This window comes from Rhodoferax sp. P1_F3, from assembly GCF_056405715.1.
Window position 1 is genome coordinate 1 of sequence record NZ_JBFUBO010000023.1, and the last position, 17,832, is coordinate 17,832.

Consider the following 17,832-nt stretch of genomic DNA (forward strand, 5'->3'; position numbering starts at 1 on the left):
ATGCGCATGCCCCCGGGATGGGACGGCGTTGAAACCATCGAACAGCTATGGCTGGTCGATCCTCGTCTGCAGATCGTGATTTGCACCGCGTATGCCGACCAGTCATGGAACGAAGTCTTCGAACGCCTGGACGCACGTGATCGCTTGCTAGTTCTGAAAAAACCATTTGATCCTATTGAGGTTCGCCAGTTGGCCAGTGCTCTCACGGTGAAGTGGCAAATGACCGAAGACGCCACGTTGCGGATGAACTCGCTGGAGCAGGCAGTCGAGGAAAGAACCAGGGAACTTTCCGACGCAAACATCATTGTGCAGAACAGCCCCATCATCCTCTACCGCCTGCGCGGTGAGCCTTCGTTCCCACTGATCTATATCTCGCAAAATATCACCAAGTTTGGCCACGACCCGGCCAGCCTGCTGGCCAACCCGGACTGGGCAGACGTGCTGATTGATCCGGACGACCAAGCCACAGTAGCAGAGGCGATGTCGCGGGTGCTGGAAAAGGATGCGCAAGGCGCCTCGATCGAATACCACCTTCTCACTGGGGATCGTTCCCGACGCTGGGTCGAAAACCGCTACGTTCCGGTACGCGATAAGGACGGGCGACTTATTGAAATCGAGGGAATCGTCCTGGACATTACGGAGCGCAAGGCGGCAGAAGAGCAGCTCGCAAAGGTCGCACGTACCGATGGACTCACGGGGCTGGCAAACCGTTCTACTTTCACCGACCGGTTGCACCAGGCCTTTGCTGCGGCGCAGCGGGGCGCCGTTCCGTTTGCGCTCCACTATCTGGATCTGGACCGCTTCAAATTGGTAAACGACACACTGGGCCATCCGGCCGGTGATTGGCTATTGCGCGAGGTGGCCCAGCGCCTGAGGGACTGCACCCGGGAAACAGACTTGGTCGCCCGCCTGGGAGGTGATGAGTTCGCTGTGCTGCAAGGGGACATGGTTGAGCCATCGAATGCAGGCATATTGGCGTCAAAAATGCAGAGAGCGCTGGCTCTTCCGTACTTGCTCAATGGCAACGAAATGCATATTTCTGCCAGCATTGGCATCTGCCCTTACGTCGGGGGCATTGCAGGCCCGGACACGATGGTGATGCAGGCTGATCTGGCGCTGTATCGCTCGAAAGACAAGGGCCGTAATCAATACCACTTTCACTCCGAAGATCTGGATAAGGAGGTGTTGGACCGAGTCACGCTTGGCGAAGATTTGCGCCGGGCGATCGAGCGCGATGAGCTCGAGCTTTACTACCAGCCACAGGTTGAGTTGTCTTCTGGAAAAATCGTTGGAATGGAGGCCTTGGTGCGTTGGAGCCATCCACTGCGTGGCCTTCTCAGCGCAGGTGTATTTATCCCAATCGCAGAAAAAACCGGCTGCATCATCGCACTAGGCCATTGGGTGCTGAACCAAGCGTGTAAGCAAATGAAGCTATGGCGTGACCAAGACATGGCTCCGCCGGTTATTGCTATCAATCTGTCTCTTGGGCAGCTCAAAGGCGGAGTTGAATTGGTTCGCGATGTCGTGGAGACCCTTGCGTTGTGGGGGCTTGAGCCATCCAGCCTGGAGTTCGATGTGACGGAGGCGACTCTGGCCCAGATGACCTGGACCCACAACGATGTACTCCCGCGGCTACGAGCCTTGGGCGTCAAGATAGCCATTGATGACTTCGGGACAGAGTATTCATCGTTCGAATACCTCCGTGCCTACCGTGTGAACCATCTGAAGATCGCGCAGTCCATGCTTCAAAATGCTGTCGACGATCCGGCCAGTGCAACCACTGTTCGTGCCATTATTAACCTCGCACGCGAAGCCCGCATTGAGATCATCGTCGAAGGTGTAGAAACTGAAGCACAGCGTACCTTCCTGAATTCAACCGGTTCTACAACCCTCGCGCAAGGCTACTACTTTAGTGAAGCTGTAGTAATCGCCGATGCCAACGATTTATTGCGTTCAGGCACCCTAGGGCAAAGCCTGCAAAGCAGGAATGCAGAACGCATTGCCGGTATAGATGGAGCAACAGCCATCTAAGCAGGCTCGAAGCAAAAACATTTTGTGAAATGTCCACGGCTTCCCCAATTTTGGGTAATTGCAACGATATGCAATCAAGCCAAATCAGCTCGTATGGCCGTCAATACCAATGGAGCATTGGGAGGTGGTCAAGGCCACCATCGAAGCCATGCTCGTTGTGAGCCACCGCGAGAAAATGCATGCCGCGCGCTGCCGATGCCTTTTCTGCATGGGCTAACTGCTAGGGCTTACTTCTGGGTGGCGATCTGGTTCACCACCGTCTGCACGCCGTCAACCCCACGGGCCACGTCCACGGCGTGGTCGATCTGTGCTTTGGTGGCGACGAAGCCGCTGAGCTGCACTTCGCCCTTGCGGGTGACCACGGCAATTTCGAAGCTCTTGATCGCCGGATCGGCGAGCAGGGCGGCCTTGACCCGCGCCGTGACCACGGTGTCGTCTACGGCGTTTCCGATGGTGGCCTGACCTTCCTTGATCGTCATGGCGTCGACTATGGCCTTGGCCCCTTCCACCCCACGGGCAATGGAGATGGCCCGGTCGGCCTGGGCACGGTTGTCCACAAAGCCGCTGAGTTGCACCGTGCCCTTGCGGGTCTCCACCTTGATGTCAAAGCCCTTGGTCTCGTCGTGCTCAATCAGCGCGGACTTGACGCGGGTGGTGACCACGGTGTCGTCGATTTCCATGCCCACGGTGGTCTCGGGTGCCGCGGCGGCCACCGGGGTGTCGGCCTTGGGCGAGCACCCCATGACCGAGAGCGCAAGACCCGCGGACAGCGCGATGCCAAATGCAATGGAGGTGAGGGTGAAGGGCGCGCGAGCAGGCATGGTGGTTCCTTGTGAAGTTGGGGATGGAGGCACTGTCGGCCCCAACCGGCATCGGGTCTGTGCGTGCTCGCACAGACCCCGGAGCGGGCGCTGACTACGCTGGCCTGGAGACTGCAACGGGTCTTGTCGTGATTCCCACGCAGGTCAACCGGCTGTCTACCCGTGAGAGGCCCTGACCCTTGAAAGCAAGTTACCCGGACCTGCGCGCCGCCATTGCCCGCGGTATTGCGCGTGTGCAAACCCTGGCAGGCGGACGCAACACCGTCGCCGCCGAGGCCCCCCTGCGGGCCGAGCTGTTCAACGCCGAGCAAATGGAGCGCCACGGAAAAACCCTGGCCGCCAGCCATTCCTTGCTGCATGGCCGTGGGCGGGAGCAGCTGCTGGACCGCTTGGCCGACAACGACAACGTGCTGCACGAGGCCTGCGACTTGCTGATGGACGCCGTCAAGACCGGGCGCCGCATTACCCCCGCGGGCGAATGGCTGCTGGACAACTTCTACCTCATCGAAGAGCAAATGCTGACCGCGCGCGGGCACTTTCCCAAGGGCTACAGCCGCGGCCTGCCGCTGCTGGCCAGTGGGCCCTCCAAGGGCTTGCCACGCGTGTACGACATTGCGCTGGAAGTAATCTCGCACGGAGACGGGCGTGTGGACCCCGAGAACCTGAACCGCTTTGTGGCCGCCTACCAAAAGAGCTCGGTGCTCAAGCTCGGTGAGTTGTGGGCCATTCCCATCATGCTGCGCCTGGCGCTGATCGAGAACCTGCGCCGTATCAGCGCGCGGGTGGCGCAGTCCATGGTGGAGCGCAGCTTGGCGGCCACCTGGGCTGAGCAGATGATGGAGGTGGCCGAGCGCGACCCCAGCAGCCTGATCCTGGTGATTGCCGACATGGCGCGGTCCAACCCACCGTTGGTAAACGCCTTTGTGGCCGAGCTGGCGCGCCGTCTGCAGGGGCACAGTTCAGCGCTCGCCCTGCCACTGACCTGGATAGAGCAACGCCTGTACGAGTTGGGCCAGACCACCGAGCAGATGGTGCACGCGGAAACCCAGAACCAGGCCATCAACCAGGTGTGCATGAGCAACACCATCGGTAGCCTGCGCTTTTTGGGGGCCATGGACTGGCGCGAGTTCGTCGAGTCCATGAGCATGGTGGACCACAAGCTGCGCGAAGACCCTGGTGGGGTCTATGCCCAGATGGACTTCCACACGCGCGACCGCTACCGCCACGCGGTGGAGAAGATTGCGCGCCGCACCCATCTGTCAGAAACCGATGTGGCACGCAAAGCCATCCAACTGGCCTACCAGCCAGTGACATCCCATGCCTCGGGCGATGTGCGGCGCAGCCATGTGGGCTATTTCTTGGTGGACAAGGGGCTAGCCCAGCTGGAGCGTGCATCGCAGGCACCCTTGGGACTGGGTGAGAGTGTGGTCCGGTTGGTGCGCAGGTTTCCGGTGCCGGTGTATCTGGGGGGCATAGGGTTGCTCACGGCGTGGTTCACCTGGAGCCTGCTGGCCCGTGCCCATGGGCAGGGCTTGAATCTCTGGATGTTGGCCGGCGTGGGCGTGGCCACCGTGCTGGCAACCAGCCAGCTGGCAGTCACGCTGGTGAACTGGCTGGCAACGCTCATCACCGTACCGCGCACGTTGCCACGCATGGATTTTTCGAAAGGCATTGCGCCATCGTCCCGCACGCTGGTCGTGGTGCCCACCATGCTGAACACCGGCGAAAGCATTGATGCGCTGCTGCAAGACCTGGAGGTGCGCTACCTGGCCAACCAGGACGACTGCCTGCATTTCGGTTTGCTCACGGACCTACTGGACGCAGCGCAGGAATCGCTGGTGAGCGATGCGGTGCTGGAGGCACGGGTGGCGCTGGGCATGGCGGGCTTGAATGCCAAGTACCCGCGCCCGGGCAACGATGTGTTTTTTCTGTTCCACCGGCCCCGCTGCTGGAACGCGCAAGAGCGCCTCTGGATGGGCTATGAGCGCAAGCGCGGCAAGCTGGCTGCGCTCAATGCGCTGCTGCGCGGCGGCTCTGCGCAGGCCTTCTCTCTGGTGGTGGGCGACACCACCGTGCTGCAGCAGGTGCAGTACGTGATCACCCTGGACACTGATACGCAGCTTCCGCGCGATGCTGCGCGTGCCTTTGCCGGCACCCTGGCTCACCCTCTGAACCGTCCGCATTTCGACGTGACCCTGCAGCGCGTGACCGAGGGCTACGGCATTCTGCAACCGCGCATGGCCGTGAGCCTGCCGGGCACCAATCGCTCACGCTATGCCCAGCTGTGCGGCAACGACCCCGGCATGGACCCCTACACCCGCGCGGTGTCCGACGTGTACCAGGACCTGTTCCACGAAGGGTCTTTCATCGGCAAGGGTATTTACGATGTGGATGCTTTCGAGCGTGCACTCAACGGCCGCTTCCCCGAGAACCGCATCCTCAGCCACGACCTGCTGGAGGGCTGCTACGCCCGTGCCGGCCTGCTCAGCGACGTGCAGCTCTACGACGACTACCCCACGCGCTACGACGCGGACATGCAGCGCCGCCACCGCTGGACGCGCGGCGATTGGCAGATCGCTGCCTGGCTGCTCTCCCGCGTGCCAGGGCCTGGCGCCCAACGGGTGCGCAACCCGCTCTCACGGCTGTCGCAATGGAAGATCATGGACAACCTGCGGCGCAGCCTGGTGCCTGCGAGCGTGGTGGGCCTGCTGGTACTGGGGTGGACCCAGATGGTGGCGCCAGGCGCATGGACCGCGGCGCTGCTGGGTATTCTGTTTTTTGAACCCGCTTTGAGCACCGTGGTGAGCCTGGTGCGCAAGCCCAAGGGACTGTCCCTGGGGCAGCACGCCATGGCGGTGTGGCAATCGACGCTGCGCCGACTGGCCCAGGCCACGCTTACGCTGGCCACGCTGCCCTACGAGGCCTATTTCAGCCTCGACGCCATCGGCCGCACCATCGCACGCATGCAGTTCACGCACCGCCAACTGCTGGAGTGGAGCCCCTCAGGCGCGTCATCCAGCCAGTCGTCGCGGCCCGGTGGTGTGCGCGATCTCGTGCAGACCTGGGCCACCATGTGGGCCGGCCCAGTGCTCGCCCTGGGCCTTGCGGTGGTGCTGCTGAATACCCGGGCGGTGGCCCTGTGGGTGGCGGCACCCGTGCTGGCGCTGTGGTTGGTCTCTCCGTTGCTGGCCTGGTGGCTCAGCCGGCCGCTGCCAGAGCGGTCTGCGCGCTTCAAGCCGGAGCAGGTGCAGTTCCTGCACACCCTGGCACGCAAAACCTGGCGCTACTTCCACACCTTTGTGAATGCCGAGGAAAACTGGCTGCCCCCCGACAACTTTCAGGAGCACCCGGTGGCCGTGGTGGCGCACCGCACGTCTCCCACCAACATGGGGCTGGCGTTGCTGGCCAATCTGGCCGCGTACGATTTTGGCTACATCCCCGCCGGCGGCCTGCTCACGCGCACGGCCGACGCCCTGCGGACCATGCAGACCATGGAGCGGTATGAAGGCCACTTCTACAACTGGTACGACACCCTGACGCTGAACCCGCTGGCGCCGCGCTACATCTCATCGGTGGACAGTGGCAACCTGTCAGGGCATTTGCTGACCCTGCGCGCCGGCCTCAACGGCCTGGCCGACCAGCCCATCCTGAACCCCCGCCTGTTCGACGGGCTGGGGCACACACTGGCCAATCTGCGCGAAGCACTGGGCACCGACGTGCCTTTTGCGCTGAGCCAGGCGGTGGCCCAGGTGCAGACCGACATCGAATCGGCCTGTGACGCCAAGCCCGCCACCGTCGCGTCGGCGCGGCGTTGGCTGGAGACCATTGCGGCCTCTTGCGTGGCGTTGGACCAGGCGGTGGGCCAGCCCGCAGCCGGGCAGGTGCGCCCGGATCTGGTCGCCTGGTCTGCCAGCTTGCGCGCCGAGTGCGAGGCGCATGGGGCAGAGCTGGATTTTCTGGCTCCCTGGAAGGCACTGCCCGCAGGCTTGCCGGCCTTGCCCGGCCTGGGCGCCATGGCCACGCTGCGCGAGCTGGCTGCCCTGCAGGACACACTGAGCCATGCCCTGAGCCAACTGCCCCAAGACACGCGGCTGGCCGACCTGTTGCCGCAAGTGGCGCTGGCCAGCCAGCGCGCCCGAGAACGCATCACCAGCCTGGAGGCACTGTCGGCTCAGGCCACCACGCTGGCGCGCGCCAACTACGCCCTGCTGTACGACACGGGCCGCCATCTGCTGACCATTGGCTACAACGTGGACGAGCACCGGCGTGACGCCGCGCACTATGACCTGTTGGCGTCGGAAGCGCGCTTGTGCAGCTTCCTGGCCATTGCCCAGGGTGACATTCCGCAGGACAACTGGTTTGCGCTGGGGCGCCTGCTCACGGTGTCGGGTGGCGAGCCCACTCTGTTGTCGTGGAGTGGCTCCATGTTTGAGTACCTCATGCCCATGCTGGTGATGCCTACCTACGCCAACACGCTGCTGGACCAGACCTGCCAGGCCGTGGTGAAGCGGCAAATGGCCTACGCCGCCACGCGCGGTGTGCCATGGGGCATTTCCGAGTCGGGCTACAACGCCGTGGATGCGGCGCTGAACTACCAGTACCGCGCCTTTGGCGTGCCGGGGCTGGGCCTCAAGCGGGGGCTGGCCGAAGACCTGGTCATTGCGCCCTATGCCAGCGCCATGGCGCTGATGGTGAACCCCCAGGCTGCCTGCCAGAACCTGGAGCGCCTGACGGCCATGGGCCTGAAGGGCGACTACGGCATGTACGAGGCGGTGGACTACACGCTGGCGCGCTTGCCGCGCGCCCAGTCCAGTGCCGTGGTGCGGTCCTTCATGGTGCACCACCAGGGCATGGGCTTTTTGGCCATGGCCTATGTGCTGCTGGACCAGCCCATGCAGCAGCGCTTCCAGGCCGACCCCATGTTCCGTGCCACGGACCTGCTGCTGCAGGAGCGCACGCCGGGCGCCGTAGCCTTCCATGTGCGCAACCCCGAAATTGCCGATGTGCGCACGCTCTCCACCGGCCCCGAAATGCCCATGCGCGTGCTGCGCAATACCGACACGGCCATTCCCGAGGTGCAACTGTTGTCCAACGGGCGCTACCACGTGATGGTCAGCCAGGCGGGCGGTGGCTACAGCCGCTGGAAGGACATTGCGGTGACGCGCTGGCGCGAGGATGGCACTACCGACCACTGGGGCAACTTCTGCTACCTGCGCGATGTGGGTACTGGTGAATTCTGGTCCACCGCCCACCAGCCCACGCTGGCGAAGGCCGACAGCTACGAGGCCATTTTTTCCGAAGGGAGGGCCGAGTTTCGCCGGCGCGACCACGACTTTGAAACCCACACCGAAATCGTGGTGTCGCCCGAAGACGACATGGAGCTGCGGCGCCTGCGCATCACCAACCGATCGCGCACGCGCCGCTTCATCGAAGTCACCAGCTATGCCGAGGTGGTGCTGGGCGCGGCTGCGGCAGACGCGGCACATCCGGCCTTCAGCAACCTGTTTGTGCAAACCGAAATCCTGCAAGACCGGCAGGCCATTCTGTGCAACCGGCGCCCACGTTCTAACGGCGAGCACGCGCCGTGGATGTTCCACCTGATGGCGGTGCATGGGGCCGAGTCTGGCGCCGCGTCGTACGAGACCGACCGCATGCGCTTTGTAGGGCGCACGCGAGGCGTAGATGCACCCCAGGCCATGGAAGGCATGGCCGCGCTCTCCAACAGCCAAGGCGCCGTGCTGGACCCCTGTGTGGCCATTCGCAAGCAAATCCTGCTGGAGCCGCAGCAGACCGTGACCATCGACATGGTGTATGGCGTGGGCGACACGCGGGATGCGGTGCAGGCCCTGGTGGGCAAGTACCGCGACCGGCACCTGGCCGACCGGGTGTTTGACCTGGCTTGGACCCACAGCTGGGTGAACCTGCAACAGATCAATGCCAGCGAATCGGACGCGCAGCTGTATGCGCGGCTGGCCAGTTCGGTGATTTACGTGAACCCCACGCAACGCGCGGATACGGTCGTGCAGGCGCGCAACCGCCGCGGGCAGTCAGGCCTGTGGGGCTACGGCATCTCGGGTGACTTGCCCATCGTACTGTTGCAGATTGGAAGCCAGGCCAACATCGAGCTGGTGCGCCAGCTGGTGCAGGCGCATGCCTACTGGCGCCTCAAAGGCTTGTCCGTGGACCTGGTCATCTGGAACGAGGACCACGCGGGCTACCGCCAGTTGCTGCAAGAGCAGATCATGGGTCTGATTGCGGCGGGCATGGAGGCTAACTTCACCGATCGGCCCGGTGGCATTTTTGTGCGCGCGGCCGAGCAGATCTCCAGCGAAGACCGCACCCTGTTCCTGACCGTGGCGCGTGTAGTCATCACCGACACACGGGGCACGCTGGCCGACCAGGTGAATCGGCGCAATGCCAAAGATCAGCGCGAAGCCTCGATGCCGCGCTTGCCCTCCAACCGCGTGGTTCGCCGTGCCGATGTGGCGCTGCCGAGCGCCACATGTGAATGTCATTGCCAACGCGCGCTTTGGCACGGTGATCTCGGAAAGCGGCTCGGCCTACACCTGGAGCGAGAACGCGCATGAGTTCCGCTTCACGCCGTGGGCCAATGACGCCGTGGGCGACGGCAGTGGCGAGGCCATTTACCTGCGCGATGAGGAAACCGGGGCCTTCTGGTCGCCCACGCAGCTGCCCTGCGGTGGCCCCACGCCCTATGTCACGCGCCATGGCTTTGGCTATAGCGTGTTTGAGCACGAGGAAGACGGCATCCACAGCGAGCTGACCGTGTTTGTGGACCTGGAGGCAGCCATCAAGTTCTCGGTCTTGAAGGTGCGCAACCAGTCGGGCCGCGCGCGCAGGCTCTCGGCCACGGGCTATGTGGAATGGGTGATGGGCGACCTGCGATCGAAGGCCGCCATGTACATCAGCACCGAGGTGGACCCCAACTCCGGCGCCATTTTGGCGCGCAACCCCTACAACCCCGACTTTGGCGACCGGGTGGCCTTCTTCGATGCCAACGGCGCCACGCGCAGTGCCAACGTCAGTTACACGGCGGACCGCCGGGAATTTTTGGGCCGCAACCGCACGCTCAAGAACCCAGCCGCCATGGGCCGCACCCAGTTGTCCAACCGGGTGGGCGCCGGGTTGGACCCCTGTGCGGCGCTGCAAGTGCCGTTTGAGCTGGTGGATGGGCAGGAGCGCGAGATTGTCTTTCGCCTGGGCGCCACCGGGCGCCGGGGCCTGGACGATGCCACGGCCATGGCGCAGCACCTGCGCGAACCCCAGGCGGTGCAGCGGGCCCTGCAGGCTGTACACACCTACTGGGCGCACACGCTGGGCGCGGTGCAGGTGGAAACGCCCGACCCCGCGCTGAACGTGCTGGCCAATGGCTGGCTGGTCTACCAAACCATGGCCTGCCGCCTGTGGGCGCGCAGCGGCTACTACCAGTCGGGCGGCGCCTTTGGTTTTCGCGACCAGCTGCAGGACTGCATGGCGCTGGTGCACACGCAACCGCAGCTGCTGCGCGAGCACATCTTGCGATGTGCGGCGCACCAGTTTGTGGATGGCGATGTGCAGCACTGGTGGCACCCGCCCCAGGGGCGCGGTGTGCGCACCCATTGCTCGGACGATTTCTTGTGGCTGGCGCAGGCGGTGTGCCGCTATGTGTTGGCCACCGGCGAACGTCAGGTGCTGGAGGAGCGTATTCCCTTCCTGGAAGGTCGCCCGGTGAACCCCGAAGACGAGTCGTACTACGACCTGCCAACCCCATCGACCCAGGTGGGCACGCTGTACGAACATTGCGTGCGTGCCATCCGCAGGGGGCTGCCTCGCGGAGAGCGGGGCTTGCCCCTCATGGGCACGGGAGACTGGAACGATGGCATGAACATGGTGGGGCAGCAGGGCAAAGGCGAGAGCGTGTGGCTGGCCTTCTTCCAGTACGACACGCTGGTGCGCTTCAGCAGCCTGGCAGGTGCCCAGGGCGACCAGGCCTTTGCCCAAGAGTGCCTGGCCGAAGCCGACAAACTGCGCCATGCCATCGACCAGCATGGCTGGGACGGCGGCTGGTACCGGCGCGCCTACTTTGACGATGGCACGCCACTGGGCTCTGCCCAGAACACCGAATGCCAGATTGACGCGGTGGCGCAGAGCTGGTCGGTGCTGTCAGGGGCGGGCGACCCGGCTCGCACGCGCCTGGCCATGGACGCGCTGGACCAGCACCTGATCCGCCGCGACGATGCGCTGATCCAGTTGCTCACACCACCGTTTGACATCTCCGAGCTGAACCCCGGCTATATCAAGGGCTACGTGCCTGGGGTGCGGGAGAACGGTGGGCAGTACACCCACGCGGCCATCTGGGCGGTGATGGCGTTCGCTGCGGCGGGCGACGCACGCCGAGCCTGGGAATGCTTTGACCTGATCAATCCGGTGCACCACGGCAGCACACCCACCAGCATCGCCAAATACAAGGTGGAGCCCTATGTGGTGGCGGCCGACGTGTATGCGGTAGACCCTCACCGCGGCCGCGGTGGTTGGACTTGGTACACCGGCTCAGCCAGCTGGATGTACCGCCTGGTGCTGGAGTCGCTGCTGGGTGTGCGGCTGGAGGCGGGGGTCTTGCACTTTGCGCCTTGCTTGCCCGCAGGCTGGTCAGGGTTCACGCTACGCTACCGCTGCCAGAGCACCATGTATGCGATCGTGGTCAACAAGGTGGATGGCACGCAGGTCGGCGTGCGGGTGTGGCTGGATGGTGAAGAGCAGGCCGCCGCGGCTGTGATGCTGGTGGACGATCTGCAGAACCATGCGGTGGAAGTGCGGGTGACCAGCGTGGTGGGGTAGGGCGTATACAGCAAAAAAACCACAAATTTGCGCTAAAAACACCCCGCAACCGCAAATTCACTCTTTCGGGGGATGTCCGAATGGACTATGCCCGGCTACATTTGCGCCCAGTTAGCGCAATCCTCCGGTCGTTGGTGGGTGCCTTATGAGAACAAGCCCCATCCATGTCGGACCCAAAAACCGCTATTCATCGCCCGCACCCGCTTCGCTCCACACTTACGGCTGTCTTACTAACTGCCTTCGCCAGTGTTGTCAGCGCCCAAGCCCAAACCGATGCCCAGCGTGACGCCGCCGAGCAACGTCGCATCCAAGAGCGCGATGCTCAGTTGCGCGACCAGCAAGACAAGGCCAACGACGTACGCCTGAGCGCCCCTGCCGCACCGGTGCAGCGTCTGCCCGAGTCCGAAGCCCCTTGTTTCCCTATCCGCCAGCTGGAACTGCGTGGCGAGGCGGCTGGCCAATTTGGCTGGGTGTTGGACAGCTTGTCTGGCCCGCAAAAAACCGACAGCCCCCTGCGCAAGTGCATCGGCACCCAAGGCATTGGCATCCTGCTCAAGCGCGCGCAAGACGCGGTCGTCGCCAAAGGCTTTGTCACCACCCGCGTACTGGCCCAACCGCAGGACTTGAGTGGCGGCGGTCTGGTGCTGACCGTGGTGCCCGGTCGGATTCGCAGCATTCGGTTCCAGGCAGCGCCGGGGACAGAAGCGATCGGGGCCAGCGCTCCGGCTACGTCTCTGACCACCGCAGTACCCGCCAAGTCAGGCGACATCCTGAATCTGCGTGACATCGAACAGGCCCTGGAAAACTTCAAACGCGTGCCCACGGCCGATGCAGATATCCAGATCACTCCGGCAGACCAACCCGACCAAAGCGACTTGGTGATTGCCTACCAGCGCACCACCCCGGTCCGTGTTTCGCTCTCTCTGGACGACAGCGGTGGCAAAAGCACCGGGCGCTACCAAGGCAGTGCCACCTTCTCGTGGGACAACCCCTTGGGACTGAACGACCTTTTCTATGTCTCGCAGAACCACGATGCCGGTGGTGGCGACCCCGGCCCACGGGGCACCCAAGGCACCACCGTGCACTACTCGCTCCCCTACGGCTACTGGACTCTGGGCGCCACGCTCAGCGAAAGCCGCTACCACCAGACCGTAACCGGCTTGACCCAGGACTACGTCTACAGCGGCACCAGTGGCACTGCAGAGCTCAAGCTCTCGCGCATGGTCTACCGTGATGCGACCCGCAAGACATCGCTCTCCCTCAAAGCCTTTGAACGCCACTCCAATAACTACGTGGACGACACCGAAGTGCAAATTCAGCGCCGTGTCGTGGGCGGCTGGGAATGGGGCTTGAGCCATAAAGAGTTTTTGGGAAGTGCCACGCTGGACGCCAGCCTGGCCTACAAGCGCGGAACGCGAGACTTTGACGCCGTCGATGCCCCTGAAGAATCGACCGGACAAGGCACCGCACGCTTTAGTTTGTGGGCGGCAGACATCACGTTAAGCCAGCCCTTCAAGTGGCTGAGCCAGTCACTCCGCTACCAGGCCAACCTGCGCCTGCAGGGCAACGAGACCCCGCTGACTCCGCAAGACCGCTTCAGCATTGGCGGGCGTTACACCGTGCGTGGCTTTGATGGGGAAAGCAGCCTCTCGGGCGACAACGGCTGGGTGCTGCGCCAAGACTTGGGCTGGGCGCTGGGCAACAGCGGGCAAGAGCTGTATCTGGGTATCGATGCCGGTGGCGTTAGCGGCCAGAGTGCGGAGCTCTTGGTGGGCAAAGCCCTCAGCGGTGGAGTAGTGGGCCTGCGTGGCAACTACCGCAAGTTGCAGTACGACATTTTTGTAGGCGCACCGCTGTACCAACCCTCGGGCTTCAAGACCGCAGAGACCACGGCGGGCTTTAGTTTGAATCTGGCGTTTTGATTTTTGCAACCGTGGGTAGCCCCACATTTTTAGAAAGTAGTTTTATGAAAAATATGTCCCGTGCAGCAGCAGTCATTGCCTTGACCACTGCATTCGCCTCCACTGCCGCCTTGGCGCAATCCAACACAAAAGCCAATTTTGTTGGCCCTGCCATCGGCTTGACCGTGTCCGCCATCCAAAACAAAGTGGACTACGAAAGCACCGTCCCCTCCATCAATGGTCAAAACACGCAAACCAATGACTCGGAAGCAGCGTTGATTGCATCCTACGGTTTTGCACTGACATCCGATTGGGTTGGTACGTTGGGAGTTTCTTACAGTCTGAAGTCCACCGATGCGGGCTCCGTTAGCTATACCGCGGGCACCGCGCAATCTTTCTCGGGCAAGTTCAAAGACCATCTGTCCATTTCCTTCGCGCCAGGCTATCGCGTAGGCTCCAATGCACTGGTTTACGGCAAGCTGGCCTACCACCAGCTGACAGCTGAAGCCACTGACACCGCCTCCGCGGGTGGCACCAATACGCACACCGGCACAGGTGTTGGCTTCGGCGTTGCCATCGCCATTGACCCCAAGATCGAGCTGCGCGCGGAATATGAGTCTGTCGCCTACTCCAGCCAAAAGACACAGCTCACCACCGGCACCCCAAAACAAGCCGGCCTCACAGTTGGCTTGCTCTACAAGTTCTAAGCAGACGTAGCCAGACCAGACAGCTGCCTCACCGCACTTTTATCACCCCATGACAGACAGCCGTAGCTTCCAAATCATTGCGCCCGCTTTCAATCTGGCGCCCCATACCGATGCCGAGGCTTTTGGCAGTGCTGTCTGGCTGTGGATGCATGGCCCCAACCATCGTGATTTGCCCCTAACGGCGCTAGACCACATGCTCTTGCCCGCCATTCGTTTGCGCCAATACGTGCTGATACTGGAAGAACGCCCTGAAGGGCTCACCCGCCCCATTGGGTATTTGGGTTGGGCCAATTTGAGTGCTGAGGCTGAAAGCCGCTACGTGCGCAACCCCTACCAAGGCCTGCGCAATGAGGACTGGAACAGTGGCGACCGCATGTGGCTGGTCGATTTCTTTGCGCCGTTTGGTGATAGCCAAAAAGTCCATGCGCTTTGGAGTCCGTTTTTTGCCAAGGCGAGCGTGCGCTACATGTACCACCGCAGCCATGAGCGTGGAGTGACCGTGCGCACCCTCAATGGCGCGCAAGTGGACCCTGCCTACGCCCGCCAATGGTGGGCCGACCGCCCCATGTTGGCCGCCCCAAGCGGCAATACCTCTCAACCCTGATTGCACACGGAGCCTAGTCCCCATGAACAAAAACCTGTACCGGATTGTCTTCAATGCCCGCCGCGGCATGCGCATGGTGGTGAGCGAGATCGCCAGCACCCAAGGCAAGCCCGCCAGTGGCAACACCCAGGGCGCTGGTGTTTCAGCATCAAATCAGCCTCTAGCCCCCATAGACATTGCGCGAGCAGCTATCAAACCCATAGCAATAGCGCTGGGCCTGCTGACGCTGACTCCGTGGACCGTGGCGCAAATCGTGGCGGACCGCAGCGCCCCTGGCAACCAGCAGCCCACCATATTGCAAACCGCCAGCGGTGTCACCCAGGTCAACATCCAGGCCCCCAGTGCGGCAGGGGTCAGCCGCAACACCTACAGCCAGTTTGACGTGAGCCGCCAAGGCGTGGTGCTCAACAACAGCCGCACGGACTCCAACACCCAAATCGCCGGGTATGTACAAGGCAACCCGTGGCTGGGGGGCGGTGGTGCACGCGTCATCCTTAACGAAGTCAACTCCGCCAACGCCAGCCAGATCCGGGGCTATGTGGAAGTGGCGGGCCAGCGCGCCGAAGTCATCATCGCCAACCCGGCAGGCATTGCTGTGAACGGCGGGGGCTTTATCAACGCCAGCGCCGTCACCCTGACCACCGGCACGCCCGTATTCAACGCGGGCAACCTGGAGTTGTTTCAGGTTCGCGGCGGCTCGGTGGTGGTGGACGGCGACGGCCTGGACACCCGCACCGCCGACTACACCAACATTCTGGCGCGCGCCACCCAAATCAACGCCGGCATCTGGGCCAAAGACATCAAGGTGGTAACCGGCTCCAACGACATCAGCGCCAGCAGTGCCGCCAATCCCAGCGCCACCGCCGCAGCAGGCACAGGCGCCGCACCAGCCTTTGCGCTGGACGTTGCCGCACTGGGCGGCATGTATGCACAAAAAATCACTCTCGTGGGCACCGAGTCGGGCCTGGGCGTGCGCAACGGTGGCGTCATCGGTGCCACAGCGGGCGATGTAACGGTCAACAGCCAAGGCTGGCTCTCCAACAGCGGCAGCATCTCTGCCGTGGGCAGCACCCGCATCCAAACCCAGGGCGATGTGACCAACACGGGTGACATCGTGGCCACCGACACCACCCGCATCGACACCGCAGCCACCCTGCGCAACCGGGGCCTGATAGACAGCGGCAACGCCGCGGGCACCAGCCAAACCCAGATCAAGGCCACCACCGTGGAGAACCTGGGCAGCGCACACATCTACGGCGACACCGTCAGCGTTGCCGCCACCACCCTGACCAACGACCTAGACACCGCATCCAGCAGCACTGCCGCGGCAACGCTGGCTTCTCGTGGGAGCCTCAACATCGGGGTGGACACCCTGAACAACAGCAACGGCGCCAACATCCTGAGCCTGGGCGATATGGCCATCGGTGCCAGCCTGGACGCCAATGGCCAAGCCACCGGCTCGGCCACCACCCTGACCAACAGCGCCAGCACCATCGAAGCCCAGGGCACCCTGCGCATCCACAGCGCCACCATCAACAACCTGAACCCCCTGCTTGAATGGGAGAAAGATGCAGGCACTGCCGGCGCCAGCGGCACGGTCTACTTCACCACGGGCGGCACCTTTGATTCTGCCCAAGGCGCTGTACCGGACCCAACCATGGGCAGCTTGACGGGTATGTCCCACGGCGGCTATGCCTACTACCGCATCGTTGGCTACGAGCCAGAGATGATTTGCACAGGCGGCGGCCATGACGGATGCACCGACCACGCAACAGGAAACATGCTCCCCGTCTATGGCTACGGCAAAGGCGCAGCCCAAGCCGACAGCACCTCTGGTGCCTACAGTTTTGATGGTTTTGCCAGCTACGTGCAGACCGACTACCGCGCCGTTGTCACCCGAAGCACCCCCGGGCGCATTGCCAGTGGCGCAGACATGACCCTGGTAGCCAGCACGGGTGTCGTCAACGACCAGAGCGTGATCATCTCTGGCGGCGCCCTCAACATCACAGCCCCCAGCATTGACAACCGCGCCCGCACCATCCAGCTGGACTCGGTGCGCAGCGGCACCAGCTACAGCTGGGCCCAGTACGACGAAGGCTGCGGCAACATCAAAGGCTGCAACTACAACTACCAGGCCTACCGCCCGGGCGCCTATTCAAGCGCCGTGGCCTCCACCCAGGTGCTAGACACCAGCGTGCGCCAAGCCACGAGCACCACCCCGCTGAACTCCGCGGGCACCACACTGCCCGCCAGCACCGGTATCAACCTGCCCAACAGCAGCCTGCTGCGCATCCAAAGCGACCCCAGCGCCCCCGTGCTGGTGCAAACCGACCCACGCTTTACCAACTACAGAAGCTGGCTCAGCTCCGACTACATCACCAGCCGCATCGGCCTGGACCCCAGCGTCACCCAAAAACGCCTGGGCGACGGCTTCTACGAGCAACGCCTCATCAACGAACAAGTGGCCCAGCTCACTGGCCGCCGCTTCCTGGCCAACTACACCAGCGACCAGCAGCAATACCAAGCCCTGATGGACTCGGGCCTGACCTTTGCCCAGACCTACAACCTGCGCCCCGGCATTGCGCTGACCGCCGAGCAAATGGCCGTGCTCACCACCGACATCGTCTGGCTACAGCAAGAAACCGTGACCCTGCCCGACGGTACTACCACCCAGGCCCTGGTGCCCCACCTCTACGCCGCCGTGCGAGCCGGCGACCTCAACGCCCAGGGCGGCTTGCTCAGCGGCAACACGGTAGCCATCAACAGCACGGGCGAAGTACGCAACGGCGGCACCATCCTGGGCCGCACGCTGCTGGAGATCAACGCCAACACCATCAACAACCTGGGCGGGCAAATCGCCGCCAACGATGTGAAACTGGCTGCCAGCCAAGACCCATCGACAGGCTCAGGGGGGACCATCAACATCACCG

8 protein-coding genes are annotated in these 17,832 nt (G+C 63.1%); 7 read left to right on the plus strand and 1 reads right to left on the minus strand.

What is annotated here, in order from left to right:
* Nucleotides 1-2,031 (plus strand): putative bifunctional diguanylate cyclase/phosphodiesterase (locus AC1DZ5_RS21200; RefSeq protein ID WP_477892749.1); only part of this gene is annotated, 2,031 nt, incomplete at its 5' end.
* 227 nt (nt 2,032-2,258) lie between these two features.
* Here the strand turns inward: AC1DZ5_RS21200 and AC1DZ5_RS21205 are convergent.
* Nucleotides 2,259-2,852, minus strand: a complete 594-nt coding sequence (locus tag AC1DZ5_RS21205) for a BON domain-containing protein (protein WP_477892751.1) — start codon at nt 2,850-2,852, stop codon at nt 2,259-2,261.
* A 179-nt stretch (nt 2,853-3,031) separates the two neighbouring features.
* On the opposite strand from AC1DZ5_RS21205, the gene AC1DZ5_RS21210 reads away from it, so the two are divergent.
* The 6 genes from AC1DZ5_RS21210 to AC1DZ5_RS21235 form a co-directional block, all read left to right on the plus strand.
* Complete coding sequence (locus AC1DZ5_RS21210) at nt 3,032-9,439, plus strand: glucoamylase family protein (protein ID WP_477892753.1); 6,408 nt, start codon at nt 3,032-3,034, stop codon at nt 9,437-9,439.
* Entirely contained in the window at nt 9,357-11,690 is a 2,334-nt protein-coding gene (locus tag AC1DZ5_RS21215; protein ID WP_477892755.1) for a glycoside hydrolase family 94 protein, read from the plus strand. Before AC1DZ5_RS21210 ends, AC1DZ5_RS21215 begins: the two co-directional genes overlap by 83 nt.
* Before the next feature lie 164 nt (nt 11,691-11,854).
* Nucleotides 11,855-13,612 (plus strand): ShlB/FhaC/HecB family hemolysin secretion/activation protein, encoded by a 1,758-nt coding sequence (locus AC1DZ5_RS21220; protein ID WP_477892757.1) that lies wholly within the window; start codon nt 11,855-11,857, stop codon nt 13,610-13,612.
* Nucleotides 13,609-14,298: an outer membrane beta-barrel protein gene (locus AC1DZ5_RS21225; protein WP_477892759.1), complete on the plus strand. Its 690-nt coding sequence runs from the start codon at nt 13,609-13,611 to the stop codon at nt 14,296-14,298. The genes AC1DZ5_RS21220 and AC1DZ5_RS21225 overlap by 4 nt, the downstream gene beginning before the upstream one ends.
* Before the next feature lie 49 nt (nt 14,299-14,347).
* Entirely contained in the window at nt 14,348-14,902 is a 555-nt protein-coding gene (locus tag AC1DZ5_RS21230) for a toxin-activating lysine-acyltransferase (protein WP_477892761.1), read from the plus strand.
* A gap of 22 nt (nt 14,903-14,924) precedes the next feature.
* Nucleotides 14,925-17,832, plus strand: a 2,908-nt coding sequence (locus AC1DZ5_RS21235; RefSeq protein WP_477892763.1) for a two-partner secretion domain-containing protein, incomplete at its 3' end; no start/stop codon positions are given.

Coding starts and splice junctions, on each gene's coding strand:
- AC1DZ5_RS21205 (WP_477892751.1), bottom strand. CDS start 2,852: ATGCCTGCTCGCGCGCCCTTCACCCTCACCTCCATTGCATTTGGCATC.
- AC1DZ5_RS21230 (WP_477892761.1), top strand. CDS start 14,348: ATGACAGACAGCCGTAGCTTCCAAATCATTGCGCCCGCTTTCAATCTG.
- AC1DZ5_RS21220 (WP_477892757.1), top strand. CDS start 11,855: ATGTCGGACCCAAAAACCGCTATTCATCGCCCGCACCCGCTTCGCTCC.